The organism is bacterium, from assembly GCA_012517375.1.
In the GTDB taxonomy this organism is placed as follows: Bacteria; Hydrothermota; Tepidihabitantia; order B3-TA06; family B3-TA06; genus JAAYVC01.
This window is the reverse complement of record JAAYVC010000073.1, coordinates 1-23,032: the sequence shown is the minus strand read 5'-3', so window position 1 is coordinate 23,032 and position 23,032 is coordinate 1. Positions and strand designations below refer to the sequence as shown.

Sequence of the window (23,032 nt, the reverse complement as noted above, 5' to 3'; positions counted from 1 at the left end):
TAAAAAACTTGCAAAAAAGCAAATAGTCAATATGATTATTCATAAATCCATGGAGGAGTAAAGTTGATTAAGTCAATCATCGTTTTTGCGTTTGCAACCCTATCTTTGCTTTCAGCTGATATTCGCAAGGATGCTGAAAGGTTTATTCCGAAGGGCTGGATAATAGACGAGGAAAGCGTCGCCTCAGGAGACTTTAATGTCGACGGCAAGAGTGATATTGCTCTATGTTATTACAAGGTCGCAACGAGTCTAGGTGAGATAGAAAACAGAACCAACCGTATTCTTGTTCTCATCTCTAAGGGCAAGTCGTCTGAAAGGGTAGTCGATCAACCTCTAGCAGGCGAATTCGATTACGGAACGCCAGTCCAAATCGACCTGGATTGCGGTATGCTTGATATATTCCAACACCGGGGTGTAATGAATCAATTCAGCGAGTGGATCCTTTCCTGGGATTCTGTGCAGAACAAGTTCTGGACTCGTTCATTTTCGTCGGGTGGTGTGGCAGGACTTGGTTCCGCAACTAGCTTTGATGAGGAGACAGGCATAGGATACATCGAAAAGATTTGGGATGACGTTGAAAAAACCGCTAGTTATGCGACAATCTACGCGGAAAGACTGGGCGGTGTCCTCAATATTGATGGTAATGATGATGAAGCAGCGTGGAAGGGCGTCAGAACACTTGACACCTGCTGGATAACCTACGGTAGAAACTCCTGGGAGGGAAAGGAGGACTGCTGGATGTCTACTCGCGCATTGTACGACGATGAAAATGTCTACATCTTCGTGAAGGTCGCTGATGACTCATACGTCAAACCCGCGAAGATAGAAGATTTGATGTCTTGCGATCACCTAGAACTTTGGATTGATAAACTTACTTCTCTGGTCAGTGAAGCCGGGGATTATTATCCAGAGTTATGGGACAGGGTCAAGGATCCCTACGTATCGCAGATTGCATTGGCCGAGGGTTCGGCCTCAAAACCGATTCTCGAGCGCTGGCTGCCCGAAGACTCAGATACCCGAGTTTTCGTAAAAGCCGGGTTTTCAAAAAGCGAGAAGGGCGTCAATTATGAGCTTGCAATACCGTGGTCCGAATTCGACTACGAATGTTCGCCAAGCTGCGCATCCTTCAGTCTTGTTTATTCAGATTCAGACAACAAATCCAAACCAAAACAGGAAACCCTGATTGCTACTTCTGAGCTTAAATGGGCAGATCCTTTCACATTTGGAGTTTTGAGCACTACCATACCCAGACGTACATACTGGGGTATAGAACCAATTACTAAGGAGGAAAGATGATTGAATCAGATTCATCAGAGCCTACGAAATCGACTAGCAAAGGCGGATTTTCCAAGGTTCTTATCGGAATAATAGCGTTTGTGCTTGGAATAGGAATAGGCGCTGTTGGTTTCTATTTCCTGGGACCGGTATCCCACACGAATTTCGAGAAGGAGCTATCAGAAAAAACTAAACAAATCAAGATTCTTGGAACTAAGATAGATTCGCTAAGTGCTGAATTGAAGCAAGCGAAGGAGATATCTCCTTCGTATACAGCCATTCTGAAGAAAATTCTCGATCCGGATACTCTTAATGAGATAATATCCCTAGGAACTGCTGTAGGCGGGCAGTGGAGCGTTAAGTCCTCTGATGATGTAGTATTCCTTGAAGAAAACCTGCTTTACCTGAGAATGGACGATGGCCATCTTGCCGGAATGGCTCTTGTTAAGGCTCCCGACACAGGAGATACGAAAAGCTGGAGAACTCTCTGGTCAGAATACGAGTAACGATCCGGATTGCTAGTATTGTACTTCAGATTGAAACAAGTGGAGAAGCCTTATTAAAATGATTGACGAGAAAGGCAAGTTCGTCGGCGAGAAGATAAAGGTTGAGACGATGGAGGATGAGCCTGTTCCCGTGAGTTTCATATGGGCGAAGAAGAGCTTCTGCGTCACGGAAATCATTAAGAGCTGGCAGGATCACAGTTTCTCCGAAGCTTCTCCGAAAAGGCGCACTTGGCTCATGCGCCGTCACCGCAATGTTTTTCTTGTAAAGACAAGTTCAGATGAAGTGTTCGAGATTTATTTAGACAGGGGAGCCGGACGCAGGGATTGGTATCTATATAAGAAATTAAAATGACAGGCGCCTAAAAGGCGCCTGTCTCCTGTTGCACTTTTACTTTTTACCTTGTTAAAATAGTTTTTATTTAGTCAGAACCGCCTTCTTGACGACTATTCCAGAAGGTCTTTCAAGCCTTACGAAATACAAACCGGATGGAGTTGAGGGATTGGACCATTCAAGAGTTCCGGAACCCGTAACATCGCGTTCGTATAAAAGTCTTCCCGAAGCGTCAAAAACATGAATAGTTCCTTTTTCGTCAGGGGATAAAGCGTAGCTCAATAATCCTTTGCTTGAAAACGATTCTACGGTCAAAGCTTCTGGTCTGACTAATCGGCTATCGATAACGCCTGGCGCAACAACTTTGCTTATGAGCATTACTGAATCCCTCATCTCGCGCGAACAGTACCTGGTTTTAACGCGAATCAGCGTAATGTTAGAATCGCCGACCTGAGCGTCTGCAGGCGCATATATCCTTGCGTAGAAAGCCGTATCGTCTCCATTTGGGATGATGGGCTTCATCTTGATGTATCTAGGAATAGTGTCCGTATAAGCTGTATCCCAGTATTCGACCCGCCAGCCAGGCTTCATGATGTCCTCTCGAACGCTCAAATGGAATGAGTCGTGTTCGTCGCCTCTGTAGTAAAGCTGCAGGTAGTAATCTGTATAGTTGCTTGCGGATATGGTTTTGATGCTGTCCGGCCAAAGCTTGAGTTTGAAATCCAGGGGTCTGAATGCGAATTTTACATATTCCAGCCAGGGAAGGTATGCTGGTTTAGGATAGCAGAATTCAGCACGGTACTGAACGTATCGCCACCTCAAAGCCTGGGGGTCGCATTGTCCGTTTTCAACCTTAGACCAGTCCGTCCAGCCTGAAGAGATAACCGAATCCGGCCCAGAGCGCATGTAGAATTCCATCGAAGATGTTCCTGGTTTTTTTGCGACATATGTGACTTCTACGTTTTTTGCTCCGTCATAGTATTCGCCGCAGTCGAATATATCGGAGTCATACCAAGCCGTGTAGTTCCGATTATAGATATTGCCCGGTTCGCGGAACACTCCATGGTGATCGGCATTAACCGGGACTGAATCGGCGTCCTGCATACGGTAATCAGGACCATAAAGAATGTAAGAGGCTTTATGATTTACGTAAGCGTTAAGATAGATATCCCACCAGCCGTCGTAGTTGAAGTCGGCTACAAAGCCGCCAGAACAAACTATATTAGAGTTGCCTAGATTTTTGGTGGTCGAGTCGGAATCCCAGAAGTAAGGTTCTTCACCTTGATTATAGTAAACCACAGGCGGGCGTCTGTTGTTCGGATCTGCCCTGAAAAATATTATATCAAGGTTTCCATCAGGAAAGGGATTACCCTTCGTATCTCCCCAGTCCCAAACCGCTGAACCTCCGTAGCATGATCCGGGTGTCAGAAGTATGGTTTTTGTTGACGGATAGGATTCGGACTCGGGGTCGTAGAAGTATACCCTGGCTTTCTGTCCCCCGCCTGCGTATGAGAGAGTGAAAACAATATCAAGCCATCCGTCATTGTTAAGGTCCGCCATCGACGTACCATGATTCGAACCTCCAGCGCCAAGAATGTCCCATCTTGCAGACGGTGTCCTGTAGGGACCCCAAAAGTATATGTGATTGTACTGGGACGTATTGTCGCCGCCCGCTATGATGTCGCCCCATCCGTCTTTGTTTATGTCGCCGACTTCTATATTGTGTTCTCCGCCGCCTTGATTGAAGGACGATACTATGGCGCTCGAATAGCCGACAGGCCGCGATGGATTCCCGGTAGGGAATCCCCAAAATACAATCAATTGATGCGAGCTAGCGTCAGCCGCGAGGACATCGAGATAAGTATCCTTATCGAGGTCGTAGATGTAGACTGTTTCAGGGTCGCCGTTGTTCGGAGGCGTAAGAACGGTAGTATCATTCGGATTTGGACCGTTGATTCCGTCGTTCCAGTATATAGTTATACGTCTCGCTGAATATCCTGAATGAATCAATTCGGCAAAACCGTCAAGAGAGAGATCTGCAAGATCGCAGCCACCGCCGCCCGAAGATATGCGATAATAAATTGAGTCAGATGGATTGAAGCCGCTGGCGGAACCTTTATAAAGCCTCAAATATCTGGTTGTGCCTCCTTCATCGGAGGCCAATACGTCATAGTAGCCGTCGTTGTTAACGTCGAATCTGGCAAAGAACTCAACGCAGCCCGGAACGGTTTCAAGATTAGCCCTTTGCGAGATGTAAAGCATAGGGTCATGACCGAGATTGGAAATGAAATCTTCAGCCGTTGTTTCTGTCCATTCAAGAGCTCCTGTAAATAAAAATAACACGAGCATGCCTATTCTTCTCCTTTCATAAGGATATCCTCCCTTGTTTCACGGGAGGATATCCTTAATCAATTTGTACTTAAGTCATTATACGATTGTTTTACTTGGTCAGAACAACCTTCTTGACGATTGTTTCAGAAGATCCTTCAAGTCTTACGAAATAAAGCCCTGAAGCCGTGGAAGGCGTTGACCATTCAATTTGACCCGAACCTTGAATCTGGGTTACATAGATTCGTCTGCCAGAAGCGTCATAAACAACAAGTTTAGCTTTTTCGCCTGTAGGAATAAAGAAATTAATGACGCCGGTATTGGATAATGTTGATGCCTCAAGATGAGCGGGTTGTACTATTCTTGTTTCCAGAACGCCAGGGGCGGCCACTCTGGTTATCAGCATGACTGAATCCTTCATGTCCTTTGAGCAGTACCTGGTCTTGGTCCATACGATAGTGATATTCGAGTCGCCTACGATTGCGTTCTGAGGGGCGAAAATCCTGGCGATGAAAGCGGTATCCTTGCCAATCTGCATATTACCGTCTAATTTGATAAAGTGGGGGATAGTGTCAAGGTAAAGCGTATCCCAGAATTCGATTCTCCAGTCAGGCTTAAGAACATCTTCCCGGATATTGAGATGGAAGGAATCTCGGTTATCACCCATATACCATAGCTTGCACTTGTAGTCGGCGTAATTCGTCGGAGACGCCGATGTAACGCTGTCCGGCCAGAGCTTCAAGCCGAAGTTAAGAACCCGGAATGAGATGCCTATCTCTTCAAGCCACGGCAGCCATGAAGGCCGCTGATAGCTGAATTCCGCCCTGTACTGAACGTAGCGCCTGGTCAACGAGCGCGGATCAGCGTAGCCGTTCTCAACAGGATACCATTTAGACCAATAGATATCGGGAATTGAATCGGGTCCTGAACGCATGCTGAACGCTATCCTTGACCCCGTAGGCTCATATCCTATGTAGTCGAGCAAGCCTTCCTTGGGCCGGTCATAGTCTTCGCCGCAGTCAAACACCGACGAGTAATACCAGGCCGAGAAACTGCGGTCGTAAACGTTGCCTGGTTCGCGGAAGACTCCGTGATGATCGTAACCCTGGTGAGGCAGGAAGGTGACGTTTGTGTAGTGAGGCCCCCACAGTATCGGAGACTGTCCTGTGAATGGATTGCCTGATTGGTGGGCGTTCAGGAATATGTCCAGATTTCCATCGTAGTTGAAGTCTGCCGTGAATCCACCTGTTCCGTTAACAGGAACGTTACCGAGGTTACGGCATGTATCCGGGTGATTTGAATCCTTGAAGTAGGGAGATTCCCCGAGGTTTAAATAAAGTCTTGGATAAGTCGTGGAACTGCCGTTTCTGTGGAATATGATATCCAGATCTCCATCCGAGTCTATATCCATCGATGAACTGCCTCCATAGCATTGGCCAGCGTTTAGGACAAGCGTATTCGCTGTTGAATATCCGTCTTCGTTCCCCCAGAAGATGACGGCCTTGCTGATGTTCGAGTAGCCGGTAAAGACAATATCAAGCAATTCATCTTTATTGAAATCGGCGATGGTCAAACCGTGAAGGCTCGTTCCGCCAAGAAGGGAAAGACTCAGGGTTTCAACGGAGTAATTTCTACCTTCGCTCCAATGGACAATGGATGCGTTGGTTGTTCCGTAATTCGGAATAATCATATCCACCCAGCCGTCATGATCTAGGTCGGCCATCTCAAGATTATGCTGGCATCCGATTCCAGAGGGAAGTTCTGTGTAGACTGAGTATAGAAATGTCTCGTCGCCCCAGAAAATTCGCGTGTAGTTCTGGCTTGGAGTTCCTGTTCCGCCGCAGACGGTGATATCCAGATATCCATCCTTGTCGATATCGTAAACGAACGCAGTTTCGTGACAGTTGCCGTAGTTAGTTCGCATAGGCAGGAGGGTGGGATTCGAAGGTGAAGGGCCTGTAGGTGTTCCCCAATAGAGGTAGGCCGCAGGCGAGTACCAGCCACCTGAATGGATAGCTTCCGGATAACCATCCATATTGAGGTCAGCCAGGTCAATACCGCCGGATGCATCCCCGGAATACGGCTGGCAATCTAGGTACGTTATGGTATGCCCGACATCGTATGATGCTCCTGACTGGCCCATGAACAGCTTCTGGCCATAGGAGCTTCGGCCTGCCACGAACAGGTCATAAAAACCGTTGTTGTCAGCGTCCCATCGGGCATAGAACTCGACGCAGCCAGGTTCTACCTCGTATTGTGCTCTGTGAGAGGTGTACATCATTGGATCGGTCGATCCGTCCCTGAAATCCTCGAACGTTGTCTCCCTCCATTCGAGTGCTCCAAGGACTAATAAAAACATTAAAGCATTCATCTAATGCTCCTTTTTGCGAGTCCGTTTAAGACTCTCTGGTTAATTATTTTATTCCGCAAGCAGTTTTCTTCTCAATAGTTACCGTTGCTCGCTTCTCCAATACTTTACACTCATGGAAATATTTGCTAGATGATAGCAATCTGGCCTCCTGAATGTCCGCGCAGTTTTTTCGAAATCAAAACAATTTAGCCCTTTAACCCGCGCGTATATAATATAATAGTCAAATCTATATTATTGTCAAGGTCTTTTTATGACAAATCTAGGCAGTTGCTTATATGGTATTCTTCGAATTTAATAATTTCTTTAGATGTTCTTCTGCAGTCGATACTGTCTGAGGATGCTGATGGGTGCACGAACATCAAGCTATTGACTTTCAGCAATATCATGCGTACAATTATACTTAATCAAGCAACTTAGAGCATTTTATCTCCCCTGGAGATAATTCAATATGACACAACGCTGGAGGATATATGCCAAAAGTCGAAATAAAGAACCTTCCAGGACCGAAATTCAAGGCCCTAGTACAAAAGGAAGAAAAGTATATTTCTCCATCCTACACGAGGGATGGTTTTTACTCTATTGCAGCCGAACGTGGCGAAGGTGTCAAATTATGGGACGTTGACGGGAACTGTTTCCTTGATTTCGCAGCGGGTATAGCAGTGTGTTCAACAGGCCATTGTCATCCGAAAGTCGTTGATGCAATTAAGGAGCAGGCTTCGAAGCTCCTTCATATGTCAGGGACAGACTTTTACTACCCTTCACAGGTCGATTTAGCCGCCAAACTTGCCGAGATAACACCCGGTTCCGGGAACAAGAAGGTTTTCTTCTCCAACTCAGGCGCCGAAGCTATTGAGGCAGCCATGAAATTATCACGATACAAGACGCGCAGACCATACTGGATAGCCTATTACGGCGCATTTCACGGCCGGACTTTCGGCGCTTTATCCTTGACCGGTTCAAAAGCGGTACAAAGGGCCCATTTTGCTCCATTGGTTCCGCATGTTGTTCATGTACCTTATCCAGATTGTTATCGCTGCGTTTTTCACGAGACTTTTCCCAAATGTAATCTGAATTGTCTTCACTACATCCAGGATGTGGTCTTTAAGCGTGAAGTTCATCCGGAAGAGATTGCCGGGTTCTTTATTGAACCCATTCAGGGTGAAGGCGGTTATAACATACCGCCTTCAGGATACATGAAGGAATTAAAGAAACTGCTTGAAAGCAAAGGCATTTTCTTTATTGACGATGAGATTCAGGCCGGAATGGGCAGAACAGGCAGGATGTTTGCCATTGAGCATGAGGACGTTCTTCCCGATATCGTCGTAATTGCGAAAGGAATCGCTTCCGGCATGCCTCTGGGCGCGACTGTCGCTTCTTCAAAGATAATGGATTGGGAGCCAGGTTCACATGCATCCACGTTTGGTGGAAACCCTGTTTCTTGCAGTGCGGCTATAGCCACCATCGATCTCTTAGAGAAAGGTCTTGTCGAGAACGCATCAAAGGTTGGAGCCTATCTCCTTTCAAAGCTCGAAGAACTAGTTTCGCGCTGGGACATTCTAGATCACGCTCGCGGCCGAGGCCTTATGATTGGCGTTGAAATCGTGAAATCAAAAGACACTCGTGAAGGGTGGCCCGAAAAGCGTAACGCAATCGTCAGGCAGGCTTTCATGCGAGGACTTATCATCCTCGGTTGCGGAGCCTCAGGAATCCGCTTGATACCGCCTCTTGTTGTCACTAAAGAAGACTCCGATGAGGCTTTATCTATTTTCGAGGATACGCTGAAAGAGGTTTTTAAGAGATAGGTTTCTCTAGAGTTATCTGTTCTTAAAATGAGAGCTTAACGGTCATACCTAATTTGTTGTAAATTCTATTGCGAGACTGCGGTTGAGGAATAATTTGAAAGCCTAGGAATCTTCCCTGAAAGAGACCAAAAGCATAACCCCTCCTATTATAATCATAAAGAGACCGGAGAGAAGCGTGAAGCGCAACGAGAAACCGAAATGAAGAGAAAAGAACCCAAGAGAGGTCGAGATCTCAGGAAATCCGATTGCAACTCCTTCAACAAGAAGATTTTTGAGCCATTGAGGTTTCACAAGATGCGCGATAGCCGAAGATGTAGCCGTTCCCAGAAGGATTCCGAGTATTGCTCCCCATATCGTCCAGGTAATTTTCTTCTTCTTAGTGGTCTGCATCACTAATCTTATCTTATGCTTTAGAATTGTCAACGTTTATGTGCATATGACGCAGTGTGGATTTCGTTATTGAACCCACGAGTAAACCTGAAAGAGTTCCTATCAATACAAGCACGGGTATGAGGTATAATAACTTTAGGCTGTTCATCAAAAGGAAATACGCAACGGCAAGCTGTAATAAATTGTGAGCAACCGCTCCAATCACACTGATGCCTACGGGTCCGAAAACCCTGCCCAGAAGTTTTTTCATACCAGCCATAATCCAGTACGAGGGTACTCCCGCACCGAGAGCAAATAAAAAGAAAGGGCTCAAAAATCTACCGGAAAGCAAAGACCCTATGATTATTTTTATCAAGAGTACGAAAAAACCGTCCAGAGGAGTAAGAACATACAGAGCCAGAAGAACCCCAACGTTGCCTATGCCTATCCTTAGCCAGGGAATCGGCAGCGGTATAAGGTTTTCGACCGTATACAGCGCTGCCGAGAGTCCTGCCAGTAAAGCCAGATTTCGTTGTCTGGGTGAAAGCTCTATCGTGCCGTTAATACTCTGTGTAATTGTTTTTTCGCCATCCCTTTTGTTCAGATGATTTTCGTTGCCCCCGACTTTTTTACCGCCTTTGTTCTTTTGCGGGCGAGTTTCAGTATGTAGTGGCATCCGTTTTACGGTTTCCTTCAATCGTTATAATGATCTTGTTAGGGATACATATTATCGATTCTCCATTCCTAGAAATCTTTCCCTGTTTCATGCATAGCTTGTTCGGGCAGGGCGCTTTTGTCACGTAAACGTGTCCTTTGTTGATCCTGACGTCCGTAACCCCCAATGGACCTTGAACCTGGAATAAGGTATCGCGCAAGGGTAACTCAAAGAATTTTCCTTCGGAACTGATTTTTATCATTTGGGGTTCTCTATCCGATTTTATGCTTAGTATAAAAACAATACCTACCAGACTAATAAACAGAAAACAGATGATAAGAATAGCATCACCGCGCTTCAAAGAGAGTTTCATACTACTACGTCAGCTTTTCTCTTGCATGATGAACAGCGCCCTTCTTCTACGCCAATGATATTTACGCTATATCCTGCTCTTTCTATAAGTAATGCGCCGCAAGAAGGACAATAAGTGTTGTTGTCATGCTCAAATGCAATATTACCGAGATATGCATATAAAAGACGCCCCTTAGTCTGCCCGTAAGCACGAAGCATTGTTTCCTCAGGAGTTGGAGGAGCAGGATACTGGTTATGAGGAAAGTATCTCGATATATGAAAAGGGATCCGCAGGTCCAACGATTCGATGAACGAAATTACTTCATTGATCTGTTCGACGGAATCGTTTCCGCCAGGAACCAACAAAAGAGTAACTTCTGTGTGAACCCCAGCCCTGTAAAGCGTCCGGATAGTTCTTAATGTTGAATTCATGTCGCCTTTCAGTACTTTTCGGTAAAACTCGTTATCCCCTTTAATATCAATATTGGCGGCATCTATATAGGGGAGAAGCTCTGTCAAAGGTTTTTCATTTATTGTTCCGTTGGAGACAATCACATTGTAAAGACCTTGTTCGTGCGCAATCCTTGATGAATCGAGCAGGTATTCGAACCATATTAAAGGTTCTGTGTATGTGTAAGCGATTCCCTTTGAGCGTCTCTCCGAGGCGATCTCAATCAGTTTTTCTGGCGGAACATATCTGGATGAGGTTTTTCCCCTTGATATATCAGCATTCTGACAGAAAGGGCAGTCAAGATTACAGCCGTTTGCTGCAACGGACAATATCTCTTCGCCGGGATGAAAGTGATACAAAGGCTTTTTTTCAATAGGATCGAGATTGGCTGCTACAAGTTCTCCATAGGTCGAGGCGATGAGTTTTCCTGCGATGTTGCGCCTTGCGATGCATAAGCCTTCTTTATTTTCGTCAATCTTGCATTCGTGAAAACACAGCCGACATTTGACCTTCTTATTCTCCAAACACTCGTAAAAAAGAGCTTCTTTCACGGCTTCTTTATCTCAGGAAACCCTTTCGTTTTCAACACTTTTCCATTTTCCAGCACTATCATTCCCTGGACGCTTTGCATCGAATCCAGCAGGCCTAGCCCTTTTTCACCAAGAACGAAAAGGGTGGTGGACCATATATCGGCTTCTATTGCCGTTTTTGCAATTACGGTTGATGATACTACATTTCTTACAGGATAACCCGTAGCGGGGTCCATTATATGATGATAACGTACACCTTCCGCCTCAAAATAATTTTCGTAGTCTCCAGAAGTCGCAATAGCTCCGGAATCCAGTTCAACTATACCTAAGAGCCCATCGCCTCTTGGGTTCCGTATTCCGATGCTCCAGCCTCCCTTTTTTGGACCAAAACAGTAAATGTCTCCGCTCATGTCGATAAGGGCCTTCTTTATCCCCATAGACTTTAGAATATCAACTATTCGATCAACCGCATACCCCTGGGCGACTCCGGAAAGATCGAGCATTAATTGTGAGTTATCACTGCTGTTCTTACCAAGGCTTATAGTGTCACCGCGGATAATTACTTTTCTGTAATCAACTGCAGAAATTGTTCTTAAGACAAGGCTGGAATCAGGAACTGTACGTGTCTTACTGGAAGAATCCATGAAACCCCATAATTCCATGAGCGGCAATATCGTCGGGTCGAAAGCTCCATTGGTAAGTTTGGAAACATCAAGACCTTTCGTAAGGATTTCCCGCAATTCAGATGAGACAAGCGTTCCTTCGTTATTCAGTCTCCAGACCAAACTTGTCGTATTGAACACATCCAGGATGCTGTCGATTCTATCCGCTTCTTCAAAAGACTCTTTTGCAGCTTTGTCGAGAAGTGTTTCTTCATTCCCCCAGATCTTAAGCGTAAGATATGAATGCATTGGAAATCTTGTTTCTTGGTGCATCTTTTCCTGCGAACAGGAGATGAACAGGAATGAAAAAAACGCGAATAAGCTTCTTCGTATCATCGAAGATGATACGTTTACGACGGATGGTGTCAATGTAAAGATTGACTTGTGCTAAGCAAGCACATATACTTTCGAATGAAAAGAAACATTTTTCTGTTAGCAATTGTTCCGGTTGTTTTATTTATCATCAATTGCGACAGCAAGGATAGGCAACTGCGCGAAGCTCTTGCACAACATGCGTACGAAATTGGCTTTGTAGACGGCATGATCTTCACAATGGAAGCTGCAGCCGGGTTTCTTGCGGGAACGCTCTCTTCATCGGAGATAGATGTCGAGTTCGAGGCGTTGGATTCCTGGCGTAATAACGGCGTTAGAACATTAGCCTTGTTTTGCGATTCTGCAGGTCTTGTACTTGATTCATCTCTTTCTAATGCTCTGCAGGGCGTTTACCGTCTGGCGTTTTCGGACGGCATAAGAGAAGGGGATAGGTACGTCAGAGAAGAAATACTTGGTGATGATACAACTAAACCTAAATTAAACGAGCAAGAACTTGCCAAAGCCTCATTCAAGGCCGCACGCATGGATTATATTTCGTTACTTGAAGAAGTAGACTTAAAACGAAAACCTAGGAACCCATAAACTGAAAGTCAAGCTTGCAGCTTTTTCAGAAAAGATTCTTCAAGGCGTCAATTTTCCCTAAGCCGCTTTCAGCTTTAGAGTAAATTATAGGAAAGTCCTTACGGGGATAATCTTTCAATAGCTGTTCGTAGATTTCAGCCGCCCGGTCGTATTGTTTAGCAAGCGTATAACACCTTGCTGCACCAAGTCTTGCGTCTGGAACGAGACCGGATTCTTTATACTTTTCAGGGAGTTGCAGATACGTTTTTGCCGCTTCGTCTAAGTTGCCTTCCTCTTCATAGCAGTTGGCCTGTCCGTAAAGCGATGATGCCATCAGGAAGGATTTTTTGTTCGAGTATACTTTTTCAAATTCTGCAAACTCCGCCCTGGCCTCACCGTATCTACCTTGATAATAAAGCACTTGTCCCAGATAGTAATGCGATTTCTGTCCAGGCATCGTTCTAGGGTACTTTTTAATAACACTTCTTAAAGTATCTTCGGCAGCCTTGAGATTTTGCTGCTGCAATAAAACTTGCGCAGTCCTGAGGTTTAACGATGCCTCTTTCGGCGGTGCAGGCGGTCCTCCTCCGAGAATCCTAACAAGAAAAATACTTCCGAATACGACAATGCCGATAGCGGCAACTGTCGTTAATATTGCTTGGAAAGGCGACTTAGTGTAATACTGTGCGACTTTTTCAATCACCTTTGTGAAAGCGTCTTCCCTGTGTAAGTGTTTTCCTTTATGGTATGATACCGATCTCTTAGGCATAAAACTCCTTTCTTAAATACCCCCGGAGGGAGTCGAACCCACGACCTATGGTTTAGGAAACCATCGCTCTATCCTTCTGAGCTACGGGGGCTTAGAATATTCAAAATCTTTTAATCGATACTAAACAAATATTCTACTCCGCGCCCGGTTTTTGTCAATCTTACAACCCCAAAAAGTTACTCCATAACTTTTTGGGGACCCTGAAATCAGTGCAGGGTTAATTCTTTGTGGTCAGGAATCATTCACCCCAACAGGTTGCTGCGCACCCCGTTGGGGACCCCGAACCGACTCAGGATTAAAGAAACGTAGCCCAGAATCATGATCAGAAGGTGGACAAAAGCATGACAAAAGATGGACAGAAGAGTACCCAAAAGATAGACAAAACGTAGACAAAAGCTAGACAAAAAGGGACACCTCTTGAGGTCAGAATTGATGGTATGCGTTCAGATTTAACAGAACTCGCAATATGTCTTTGCGAGTCTTCGTCGAGAAGACGAAGCAATCTATTCCCGAAGGGAATGCTCATTTAGTTGAGCACCACTGCCTTCCTGGCAATCGACACCTTTCCCGTTTCAAGCTTCACGAAGTAGACGCCCGACGAGAGACTCGATTTCATCGCCACTTGCCCCTCACCCTGAACTCGGTAGCTCTCGATCCTTCTGCCCGAGGGGTCGTAAAGGGTAATCGTTCCACGCTCGCCTGAGGGCAGGGAATATCGGATTGAGGACGGATCAGCGACGTCGAGCAGGAGGGAGGGGGTGGTGGGTGTTACGGGTTCCTCTATGCCGGTTCCTATGATGAAATTATCGTCGCTTTCATCTGCAGCTAGAACTTCGTTTGACTCATCCAGCAGTTCTATCCTTATGCGGAAGCTGCTGCCTTGATTCAATGAAACCGTCCATGTGTATGATGAGTCAGCGGGATTGATTCCCGAGACTATGGTATCCGGAAAGCTCGTTCCCGCGTCTTCAGAACAAAGCAGCCTGAATGTATGAGGCGGTTTTGAAGAATTCTCCACATGCCAGCGAATCGGATAGGGCGCTCCAGATGCAAGCTCTTCGCTGCCGTTCGGCGAGACGAGTGAGAGTGCAGGTCTGGTCTTGACTATATAGAAATCGGGTGCGGCTCCTTGCATCGCGAAGCCCGCAGCTATGTACCCGCCGTCCGATGCGGGGAAAAGCGAAAGCGAACTCTGCATCGCAGGCATACCGCAAATCCACCCCCACATGGTATCGGCATCTTTGTCGGTCTTGAGAATCCACATATCGCCTGCATTCAAAGCGCGTTCGCCGCCTGTCACGTAGCCTCCGTCCGTAGTCTGGCAGATGTCGAAACCGAAATCCTCGCCTGCCGAACCGTAGCGTTTGGTGGAGAATGTATTTCCATCCTTGTCAGTCTCGATTATCCATAAATCGCCGGCAGTCCAGGCACCCGTGCCGTCAATGTAGCCGGTCATTACGAAACCTTCCGTGTTGGTTACGTTGAGTCCGTAAGCCACGTCCTCGAGCGACTGACCGTAAGTGCGCGTCCACAGGGTGTCGCCATACTCGTCTATCCTTACGAGCCATGCGTCCTTTCCGCCTGCGCCGAACGAGGCGGTTGAACCTGAGAGGATGAATCCGTCATCGAGCTTCTGGATTGCTGTGCCCGATTCTTCTCCCGGACCGCCGTATGTTTTCGTCCACAGAGTGTCGCCTGATTCGTCTATCTTTATAATCCACAAGTCGCCCTTGGTCCAGCCGGAGGGACCGTTGCGGTAGCCGCATACAACGTAGCCGCCCGTTGTCGGAGCGATGCCGTATAAAGCTTCCTGCAGAGCCGTGCCGTAAGTTTTTGTCCACTTCGTTGCTCCGTTCCTGTCCGTTTTTACGATGTATGCATCCTTGCCGCCAGAACCTGAGCTTTCTGTGTAGCCGACAACAATGTAGCCTCCATCGTGCGCTTCCGCGACCTTGTGCGCGCCGTCCTCTGCGGTTCCGCCGAACGTCTTTGTCCAGAGCGTATCACCAGATTTATCAAGCTTCATGAGCCAGCAGTCCTGGAGACCTGCTCCGAAACCCGTATAACCTGCCGCCAGGTAGTACCCGTCCGAGGTCTCGATGACTGAGTAGGCGACGTCTGCCCCTGAACCACCGTAGACCCGTGTCCAGAGAGTATCCGGCGTCCGGGCGGTGAGTGAGGTCGCAAATAAAAATAATGCAAAGAAAGCCTGGAGTGATTTAATCATTTTTTTCCTCCTTTGTGCTCTCAGTCGGGCAAGAAGGAAAATCTTACCCGACCCGTTAGAAGACCTTGAATAACTATACGGTAGGGCACTTCATTGTCAAGAGGAAAGGCTGGTCCTTGACTTTTGCACGCTTTGCCTTATGCTCGCAGGATGATTTTTGGAGTAGGAATAGACATCATCGAGGTCGAGCGCATACGCAAGGCGCACCAAAGACTCGGTGAGCGGTTCCATAAGGGCGTCTACACAGATAGGGAGCTTGAATTCTGCCTTAGGCACGAGGACCCTTCGGAACGTCTTGCCGCGCGCTGGGCAGCAAAGGAGGCAGTCCTTAAGGCGCTCGGAACCGGATACTCAAGAGGCGTCAAATGGACCGAGGTCGAGATAATTGATAACGAGCTTTCGCGTCCCACTGTCAAGGTCTATGGAAAGGTTGCCGAGTTTATGGGCAGGATGAAAGCCCACATCTCCATCTCCCACCTAAGGGAGTACGCGACCGCAGTCGCCGTTATAGAAGAATAATTAATCCCAAGAAAACACTAACGTTGTCTTTTAGACACCAGTCAAAAAGAACAAAAAAAGTCATGCCCATTAGCGGCACCCTAAAAGTAAAACAAGCTCGAGTGGTTGCGGGAGGAGTAAAGTATTGCTCTTTTTACCCTAAGGGCATCACTATACCTTATTCAAGTTTGTGCTTTTCTGAATTAAGGATATTTGCCGGACGGAAAAAAAATAGTATTTTAACGAAAAAAACGATTCTATGAACGGCTACATATACTTTTAGCGGTCTGGTTGACTGGTGAATTGCAAAGTGTACTTAATGTATCCGATGAGTTTTATTGAAGCCCATGTGCTGACCAGACCAAAAGACAGCAAGCCTCTCTCACCAGATTGGCCGCGGTAACTGCAGGCGCCGCGAAATCGGCGGCGAGCGGGTTGAACTCCACAATATCAGCACCTACGAAGTTGATACCCTTGAGTCCCACTAAAAGGTCAATGACCTCCCGGTAGCTTGCGCCCATTGGTTCAGGGGTCCCTACTGCAGGCATTATGGATGGATCGAGTATGTCGAGGTCTAACGTCAGCCACACTGGTCTTTTAGCGAGCTTTTTCCTTATGCCTTCGATGTCGGTTATATCCATAGTCAAGGCCTCAGATAGCGCACTCTCCTCCCTTGACATGCAACGTATGCCTGTCTGTATGATCGAATCCGGCTTAAGGATCTCTGAAACCCTTTTAATAACGGTGTCGTGCGCGGTCTTAGAACCCGATTCTCCAACATCCCTAAGATCCGCATGGGCGTCGAGCTGAAGTAGAGCAAGATCAGGATATTTCGAAATCATCGCCCGGACAGCAGCGAGCGTCAACGTGTGTTCTCCGCCCACGAGGAGGGGTTTGGCCTTTTGTGTGAGACAGTCCGAAACCTTTTTTTGAATCAGTGCAAGCTTCTCATTAATCGTCGGCAAGTAGTCAAACTCAAGATTGCCTGCGTCCGAAATAGAACAATCCGCCAGGTCCTTCTTGAAATAAGGACTATAGCTCTCCGCGTTTTCCGAGAACTGTCTTATCCTGTCCGGACCGAGCCTGGTTCCCGGTATGCCGGTAGTGGTCTGCTCCAGCGGAACAGCCAGAATCATTACTCCTGCATGGGGGAGGTTCCCCCTGGCGTACCAGAAGGCCATTGGCTACTTCGCGAAAAACTCCCGTATCTTCGCAATTACCCATGAGCGCTGGTCTTGGGTCATCTCAGGGTAGCAGGGAAGCGATATGACTTCTTTTGCCGCCTTCTCCGATTCAGGGAAAGAGCCTTCGCCAAGTTCCAGAAATTCAAGAACCGGCTGGCGGTGCAGGGGATACGGATAGTGAACGCCAGTGCCTATCTCAGCTTGCTTAAGAAACTCAATAAGGGCATCCCGCTTCGGGGTGCGAATCGTATACTGATGATAGATGTGGTTGGAATCCGGATGAACGAACGGAGTATTAACCTTGTCCGCGAGTTCTTTGTTGTAAGCTTCCGCGTTCTTTGCCCTTGTTGAGTTGTAGCGGTCCAGATGGCGAAGCTTGATTCTCAAAAAAGCGGCCTGCAGGGTATCGAGCCTTGAATTCTGGCCAATCAATGTATGGTAGTACTTCTTCGGCGCGCCGTGCACCCTTATCAAGCGGCATTTTTCATAAAGCGCATCGTCATTGGTTGTAATAAGTCCGCCGTCGCCGAGTGCGCCTAGATTCTTTGTCGGGAAGAACGAGAATATAGTCAAATCTCCGAGTCCGCCGACCTTCTTTCCCTTGTAGGTCGTTCCGAATGCCTGGGCTGCGTCCTCAAGAACCTTGATATTGCGTTTTTTTGCTAACTCAAGAATTGGTTCCATCTCGGCTGCCTGGCCGTAAAGGTGAACGGGCAAGATGACCTTGGTTTTTCCAGTAATCGCTTTCTCGATCTTTGCCGGATCGATATTGAAGGTATTGGGCTTTATGTCCGCAAAAACGGGCTTCGCGCCCAGTGCGACAATCACCTCTGCGGTCGCAATAAAGGTGAAGGGAGTAGTGATTACCTCGTCGCCCGGACCAACATCCATTGCTCGCAAACATATCGCTAGGGCGTCAGTGCCGTTGCCGACGCCTATCGCATACTTGACGTCCAGATACTTAATGCATTCAGCCTCGAACTCCTTCTCCTCCTTTCCCAGAATGAAATCGCCTGCCTTAACTGTGCTCTCGAGCGCTTCCTTGAACTCGGCCATTAAAGGCTCGTGATGAGCCCACATGTCTATCGCAGGAACCTTCACTTTATCCTCCTTACGACGTCCGCTTCGAGCTTATAAGTGCCCTTGCAGCGGTCGCTGCATAAAAAAGTGTCGCTGTTCTTGAAATCCATGCGGTTACCGCACTCGCACATCCAGCCTATCCTTTTTGCAGGAACGCCGACCATCACCGCGTAGTCCGCAACGTCCTTCGCTACAACGGCTCCTGCGCCGACAAAGCACCATTTGCCCAGCGTTGTTCCGCAGACGATTGTCGCATTAGCTCCTATCGACGCTCCTTCCTTGACGAGCGTCGGTATCCACGCTCCGCCTTTGGGGTATGCTGCGCGCGGATTCATGTCGTTGGTGAATACGCAGCTTGGTCCGCAGAATACGTTGTCCTCGAGCGTGACAAGATCGTATATGCTTACATTGTTTTGAACCTTGCAGTTGCTGCCAACTGTCACTCTCGATGCCACGTACACGTTCTGCCCAAGGGTGCAGCGTTCGCCTATCTTGGCTCCGCCCGATATGTGCGAAAAGTGCCATATCTTGGTGCCATCTCCGATATCGACAGGTTCATCCACCACGGCTGTAGGGTGGACGAAGTATTTCTTTTCGTTCATAAGGATTTGTATGCTCCTTTGTCTTTCAAAGATTCCTCGGCGCGTTCCAGTATGGATACCACATCGGCTCCATTCTGGCCGTCCGTTAACGGTTTCTTTCCTTGGATTACGCACTCAGCAAAGTGCTCGCATTCCAGCTTAAGAGGTTCAACTTTATCCAATTCAAAAATCCCGGGTGTTTTGCTCTTGTGATATGTGAAATCACCCGCTTCTTTTGGTTCAATCCAGTCCTCGTGAAACTTGACGACCGAGTCCTTTCCAACGTCGTCAAAAATCGCAATGCCTCGGGATCCCGTTACCTTCACTCGACGTATCTTCTCAGGGTCAAGCCATGAGACTCTTGTATGGGCCATCTGGTTTCCGTTGAAGAATAGCGATGCAAAAACTATGTCCTCCACCCCTTTGGTCAAGAAATCCTTGCCTGTTGCCGATACGCCTACGGGAAGGCTTGAACCGAAAAGATAGAGTATTATCGAGATATCGTGAGGGGCAAGACTCCACAGAGCGTTTTCGTTGGAACGCGCTATTCCCAGATTTACCCGCATGGAATTTACGTAAAAGACCTCTCCTAATTTCCCGGAGTCTATGAATTCCTTCAGCTTACGTATCGCCGGATGATAGAGCATAAGGTGTCCGACCATCAGCCTGCGGTCTTTCTTTTCGGCAAGCTCCACCAACTCCCTTGCCTCTTCCGATTTCAGGGTCAGGGGCTTTTCACAGAATACATGCTTTTCTGCAAGAAGCGCTTTTTTTGCGAGTTCATAATGCGTGGGCGCGCTCGTAGCGACGCAAATCGCATCGATATCCGAATCGAAAAGCTCGTCCGCATCTTGCGTGAATTTTGTATTGGGGTATTCGGGTTTTATCTTATCGAGAACGGCCAGATCAAGATCGGCTATTTTTTCAAGTGTTACATTTTTTAGCGATGCGAAGTTGCGTATGAGGTTCGGCCCCCAGTATCCTGCTCCTATAACTCCTAGACGAATCATTTTTAAGGAACTCCTTTTTAAGTGCTAATCCGCTTTCTTTTCATCGGCGCCGTGAGGCTTAACAGGCGGAGTGCTTTCGTATGTTGCGCTTGTGTATATGGGTAGTTTTAACTTCCACACGTTCAAAAGCTTTGACTTGCCCTTTACCTGTACAGGTTCCATCGGGATGAAGTCGAACTTGTCCTTCGCCTCGTGATAGACGGATTCCGAAACAACTATCTCGCCTCCTTTTGCAAGAGTCTGAAGCCTTGCCGCTGTGTTTACGCTGTCGCCGATTACGGTGTACTCGAGCCTTTGTGTGGAACCTATATTTCCGACGACCGCCTCGCCGTAATTGATGCCGATTCCCACGTGAATGTCGCGCTTGCCCTCCAGTAGACGCTGTCTGTTGAGTTCCTCGACCTTCTTTTGAATCTCTACAGCCGAGTTTACCGCATGAAAGACATCGGCATCGTGTTTTACAGGCGCTCCGAATATCGCCATTATGCAGTCGCCCATGAACTTATCGATTGTCCCCTCGTTCTGAAAGATGATGGTCGTCATCTCGGTCAGATAAAAGTTGAGGAACGCGACCACCTCCTCCGGCGGCAGCTGCTCGGATATGGTCGTAAAACCCCTTATATCGCCGAAGAATATCGTTACAGGCTTCTTTTCGCCCTTCAGGGATTTCGCGAAGACGTCCGGGTCCTTGAGTATTTCTTCTGCAACCTGGTGAGAAACATAGCGCTTGAATGCATCCTCGATAAGCACCTTGTCCTTCAAGTCTTTTGCCATCTTGTTGAACTCGACCGTAAGATCGCCTATCTCGTCGTTAGCCTGTTTCTTTATGCGAAACTCGAAGTTTCCCCTGCCTATCTCGTGAACACCGAAAACGAGCGCTTTCAATGGTCTTATGAGGAGCGAAGCGAGTCCGAACGCTCCAAGGATGCCGACAAGGATGCCGGCAAGAGCGATTCCGCCCACAACGAGCTGAATGTTTCTCGAGGCCTCCTGCAGGCTTGTAAGGTCGATTCCAACATGGACTTCGCCTATCTGTTTCTGTCCTCCGAGCATAACGGGTACCGCAACCTCGTATATCTCGCCCCAGTGCTTATCGTAGACCGTCTGTGCGGCGTAATCCTGTCCTTTAGGTATTTTTATGGCATGAGGGATGCTTTTGCGCCATAAGCTGTCCTGGAAAAAGATTCTAGTTGAATCCTTATTGCGCTCCATTCTTGCAGGCGCCGAGGCTGCCAGACCGTCCTGGTCAAGTATAAAAGCGTAAACGCTTCCCTTATGCTTCAAGGCATCCCTTGAAAGAATCGCCAGGGTAAGGTCGTCTTGCTCCATCAGGGGGTCTTCTGCCGAAAAGGCGACGTTGCGGGCAAGAATTATACCACGGAGCTTTATCTCCTCTAAAAAAGACTGGCGCACAAGTCTAATAATCGCGAAACCTGTGCCGCCCATCAAGAGGAATACGAGTACTACGAGGAGACCGGCTATCTTATAGCGGATGCTGATTCTCACGAGTAGAATGATACGCATGAGTCATGGCTAGTCAAGCGCTTCGGAAAACGCCTTTCTTGTACAGAGTTGTCTTCCGCTAAAAACTATCTGTCTGTACTATCAAGAGAGCTTTACTTCAAGAGCACTACTCTTGAAGTTTTTGCTTCACCTTCACGGGGTACTGCCCGCACAAAGTAGACGCCCTTGGCCCATCCGTTGCAGTCAAGGGGTGTCTCGATTCTTGCAAGCTTTGAAACATCCTTAATGTCCTGGCTCGCAATCTGGCGTCCGGTTATGTCATAGACTAATATACGGCAGTCGCCGCCCGTCGTGAAGATGCTCAGTCGTGAACCTACAAGGATGTTGTTAGGTATGGACATCTTGAATATCGGTTCCTTGGGAACAAAGGCAATGGGTTCCCCTTCTCTTTCTTGGTTACCTCCAAAACCGTTAGAACCTCGATAGTATATCGCCCACTTAGGGCCTGAGAAAACACCATGCTGATAAAGTTGTGCCGAACCTGAACCCTCTTTTGTAGTATGACAAAAGTAGCTCTTTCCGAGATATGCCGTGTCAAGTCTGAAAGCTGAACCATTCAAAGATCTCGCCCAGACATTGCTAGAATCAGTGGTTACGTAATTCGTCCAAGTTATCTGGTTGCCTGCAATTTGTGGATAATGGTTTTTCCCTGACATTTGAGTAATCAAACTACATGGAGACAGCCATCCTTGATATCCAACATACCGGTACTTTTGATTATAATAGATTTTGTCATTAGCATTATAAACGGCGCGCAAGAATAGACCATCTATGTCAAGAAACGGAACTAATGGTTCACTTGTCGAATCGCTTATACTCGAAGGTAACATTGTTGGGCCGTGCCATGTGCCATTAGAATCCTTCTCAAAATAATAGCACGCTGCTATATCATCTTTTACGCATCCATAAGCAATGTAGATTTTTTTTGCGATTGAGTCAACTTCTATCGACGTTCCTGTTATGCGCGAGCTTATATCAATATCATCATCAAGGCATTGGTCAACGAGAGATTCTGGCGTGGACCTAAAAAAATGAACGTAATGAAGTTCATTTTCGTCATTGATGTAAGCAAGATGTACTGTTCCAGTATCATTACTTCCGCTTGGCGGGTTGCTGACATCAAAACCACCTGGGTTTACGGTACTGCCAACTTTTCCGAAACCATAGTCTATGGCTACAGGCCCAGGCACACCGGATAGCCTAAGTTCACAATCTAAATTTTCAGGGCACTGATATGTGAAAATCGTATTTGCCCAAGGACAATAGTTGTAATGTACTCGAAAACTGTCAAGGGTGTCCATCCAGACTACGATAGGTTTACTTGTTTGATCAAGAGTCATTGCAGGCCATATTCCACGACCTAAAAGAGCCCCATTACTCCCCCTATTTATGGCGGGTTTCCAGTATTCTGAAGGTTCAGTGCTGCGGGTATAATAAATATAACCTTTTGAAGGATAGACAAAGTGATAGGTTGAACTATCTGAGGAGTAAATTAATTTGCGTTGGGTTGTTCTATCCATTGCCAATTCTTCGTCAGTCCAAATGCGGCTGCGTCTTATACAAAGTCTCATTGTGCCATCACTGGATGATGTATCATAGTGTATTCCCTCTATTCCTATGTGTGTGCCCTTGTT

21 protein-coding genes and 1 tRNA gene are annotated in these 23,032 nt (G+C 47.1%); 6 read left to right on the top strand and 16 right to left on the bottom strand.

Going from position 1 to position 23,032, the window contains the following annotated elements; translation table 11 throughout:
* The first annotated feature begins 63 nt into the window (after window positions 1–63).
* Genes GX441_08090 through GX441_08080 form a run of 3 tightly spaced genes read left to right on the top strand, consistent with a single transcriptional unit; the run spans window position 64 to window position 2,133 of the window.
* A complete protein-coding gene (locus GX441_08090) occupies window positions 64–1,296 on the top strand; it encodes a hypothetical protein (protein NLI98601.1) in 1,233 nt (410 codons plus the stop codon).
* Window positions 1,293–1,781, top strand: a complete 489-nt coding sequence (locus GX441_08085) for a hypothetical protein (protein NLI98600.1) — start codon at window positions 1,293–1,295, stop codon at window positions 1,779–1,781. The genes GX441_08090 and GX441_08085 overlap by 4 nt, the downstream gene beginning before the upstream one ends.
* A 58-nt stretch (window positions 1,782–1,839) precedes the next feature.
* Complete coding sequence (locus GX441_08080) at window positions 1,840–2,133, top strand: hypothetical protein (GenBank protein ID NLI98599.1); 294 nt, start codon at window positions 1,840–1,842, stop codon at window positions 2,131–2,133.
* Between the two features lie 63 nt (window positions 2,134–2,196).
* Here the strand turns inward: GX441_08080 and GX441_08075 are convergent, their stop codons facing one another.
* Complete coding sequence (locus GX441_08075; protein NLI98598.1) at window positions 2,197–4,461, bottom strand: T9SS type A sorting domain-containing protein; 2,265 nt, start codon at window positions 4,459–4,461, stop codon at window positions 2,197–2,199.
* Window positions 4,462–4,552: 91 nt separating this feature from the next.
* On the bottom strand, window positions 4,553–6,811 hold the full coding sequence (locus GX441_08070) for a T9SS type A sorting domain-containing protein (protein ID NLI98597.1): 2,259 nt from the start codon (window positions 6,809–6,811) through the stop codon (window positions 4,553–4,555).
* Between the two features lie 470 nt (window positions 6,812–7,281).
* Here GX441_08070 and GX441_08065 point away from each other — a divergent pair, with 470 nt between their 5' ends.
* Window positions 7,282–8,613: an acetyl ornithine aminotransferase family protein gene (locus GX441_08065; protein ID NLI98596.1), complete on the top strand. Its 1,332-nt coding sequence runs from the start codon at window positions 7,282–7,284 to the stop codon at window positions 8,611–8,613.
* Between the two features lie 102 nt (window positions 8,614–8,715).
* Here the strand turns inward: GX441_08065 and GX441_08060 are convergent, their stop codons facing one another.
* Genes GX441_08060 through GX441_08040 form a run of 5 tightly spaced genes read right to left on the bottom strand, consistent with a single transcriptional unit; the run spans window position 8,716 to window position 11,967 of the window.
* Entirely contained in the window at window positions 8,716–9,003 is a 288-nt protein-coding gene (locus GX441_08060) for a hypothetical protein (GenBank protein NLI98595.1), read from the bottom strand.
* 13 nt (window positions 9,004–9,016) lie between these two features.
* Window positions 9,017–9,658, bottom strand: coding sequence for a Gx transporter family protein (locus tag GX441_08055; protein NLI98594.1), 642 nt, complete (start codon window positions 9,656–9,658; stop codon window positions 9,017–9,019).
* On the bottom strand, window positions 9,642–10,010 hold the full coding sequence (locus tag GX441_08050; GenBank protein ID NLI98593.1) for a hypothetical protein: 369 nt from the start codon (window positions 10,008–10,010) through the stop codon (window positions 9,642–9,644). Before GX441_08050 ends, GX441_08055 begins: the two co-directional genes overlap by 17 nt.
* Entirely contained in the window at window positions 10,007–10,990 is a 984-nt protein-coding gene (gene amrS, locus GX441_08045; GenBank protein ID NLI98592.1) for an AmmeMemoRadiSam system radical SAM enzyme, read from the bottom strand. The genes GX441_08050 and amrS overlap by 4 nt, the downstream gene beginning before the upstream one ends.
* Window positions 10,987–11,967 carry an FAD:protein FMN transferase gene (locus GX441_08040; protein NLI98591.1) on the bottom strand — a complete coding sequence of 327 codons (981 nt, stop codon included), beginning with the start codon at window positions 11,965–11,967 and terminating at the stop codon, window positions 10,987–10,989. The genes amrS and GX441_08040 overlap by 4 nt, the downstream gene beginning before the upstream one ends.
* Before the next feature lie 75 nt (window positions 11,968–12,042).
* Between GX441_08040 and GX441_08035 the strand changes: the two genes are divergently transcribed.
* A complete protein-coding gene (locus tag GX441_08035) occupies window positions 12,043–12,546 on the top strand; it encodes a hypothetical protein (protein ID NLI98590.1) in 504 nt (167 codons plus the stop codon).
* Window positions 12,547–12,571: 25 nt separating this feature from the next.
* Here GX441_08035 and GX441_08030 read toward each other — a convergent pair whose 3' ends face one another.
* The 3 genes from GX441_08030 to GX441_08020 all read right to left on the bottom strand — a co-directional run bounded on the left by GX441_08030 (window position 12,572) and on the right by GX441_08020 (window position 15,521).
* Window positions 12,572–13,294: a tetratricopeptide repeat protein gene (locus GX441_08030; protein ID NLI98589.1), complete on the bottom strand. Its 723-nt coding sequence runs from the start codon at window positions 13,292–13,294 to the stop codon at window positions 12,572–12,574.
* Window positions 13,295–13,311: 17 nt separating this feature from the next.
* Window positions 13,312–13,385, bottom strand: a tRNA-Arg gene (locus GX441_08025).
* Window positions 13,386–13,820: 435 nt separating this feature from the next.
* On the bottom strand, window positions 13,821–15,521 hold the full coding sequence (locus GX441_08020) for a T9SS type A sorting domain-containing protein (GenBank protein NLI98588.1): 1,701 nt from the start codon (window positions 15,519–15,521) through the stop codon (window positions 13,821–13,823).
* A 150-nt stretch (window positions 15,522–15,671) separates the two neighbouring features.
* Here GX441_08020 and acpS point away from each other — a divergent pair, with 150 nt between their 5' ends.
* Window positions 15,672–16,040 (top strand): holo-ACP synthase, encoded by a 369-nt coding sequence (gene acpS / locus GX441_08015; GenBank protein ID NLI98587.1) that lies wholly within the window; start codon window positions 15,672–15,674, stop codon window positions 16,038–16,040.
* A 314-nt stretch (window positions 16,041–16,354) separates the two neighbouring features.
* On the opposite strand, the gene speB is transcribed toward acpS, so the two are convergent.
* The 6 genes from speB to GX441_07985 all read right to left on the bottom strand — a co-directional run bounded on the left by speB (window position 16,355) and on the right by GX441_07985 (window position 22,588).
* Window positions 16,355–17,155 (bottom strand): agmatinase, encoded by an 801-nt coding sequence (gene speB / locus GX441_08010; protein NLI98586.1) that lies wholly within the window; start codon window positions 17,153–17,155, stop codon window positions 16,355–16,357.
* 48 nt (window positions 17,156–17,203) lie between these two features.
* Window positions 17,204–18,304 (bottom strand): DegT/DnrJ/EryC1/StrS family aminotransferase, encoded by a 1,101-nt coding sequence (locus GX441_08005; GenBank protein NLI98585.1) that lies wholly within the window; start codon window positions 18,302–18,304, stop codon window positions 17,204–17,206.
* Complete coding sequence (locus GX441_08000) at window positions 18,301–18,885, bottom strand: N-acetyltransferase (protein NLI98584.1); 585 nt, start codon at window positions 18,883–18,885, stop codon at window positions 18,301–18,303. Before GX441_08000 ends, GX441_08005 begins: the two co-directional genes overlap by 4 nt.
* Window positions 18,882–19,874, bottom strand: a complete 993-nt coding sequence (locus GX441_07995) for a Gfo/Idh/MocA family oxidoreductase (GenBank protein NLI98583.1) — start codon at window positions 19,872–19,874, stop codon at window positions 18,882–18,884. The genes GX441_08000 and GX441_07995 overlap by 4 nt, the downstream gene beginning before the upstream one ends.
* Before the next feature lie 24 nt (window positions 19,875–19,898).
* Window positions 19,899–21,398 (bottom strand): HAMP domain-containing protein, encoded by a 1,500-nt coding sequence (locus tag GX441_07990; GenBank protein ID NLI98582.1) that lies wholly within the window; start codon window positions 21,396–21,398, stop codon window positions 19,899–19,901.
* Between the two features lie 92 nt (window positions 21,399–21,490).
* Window positions 21,491–22,588, bottom strand: a complete 1,098-nt coding sequence (locus tag GX441_07985) for a hypothetical protein (GenBank protein NLI98581.1) — start codon at window positions 22,586–22,588, stop codon at window positions 21,491–21,493.
* Window positions 22,589–23,032: the final 444 nt, after the last annotated feature.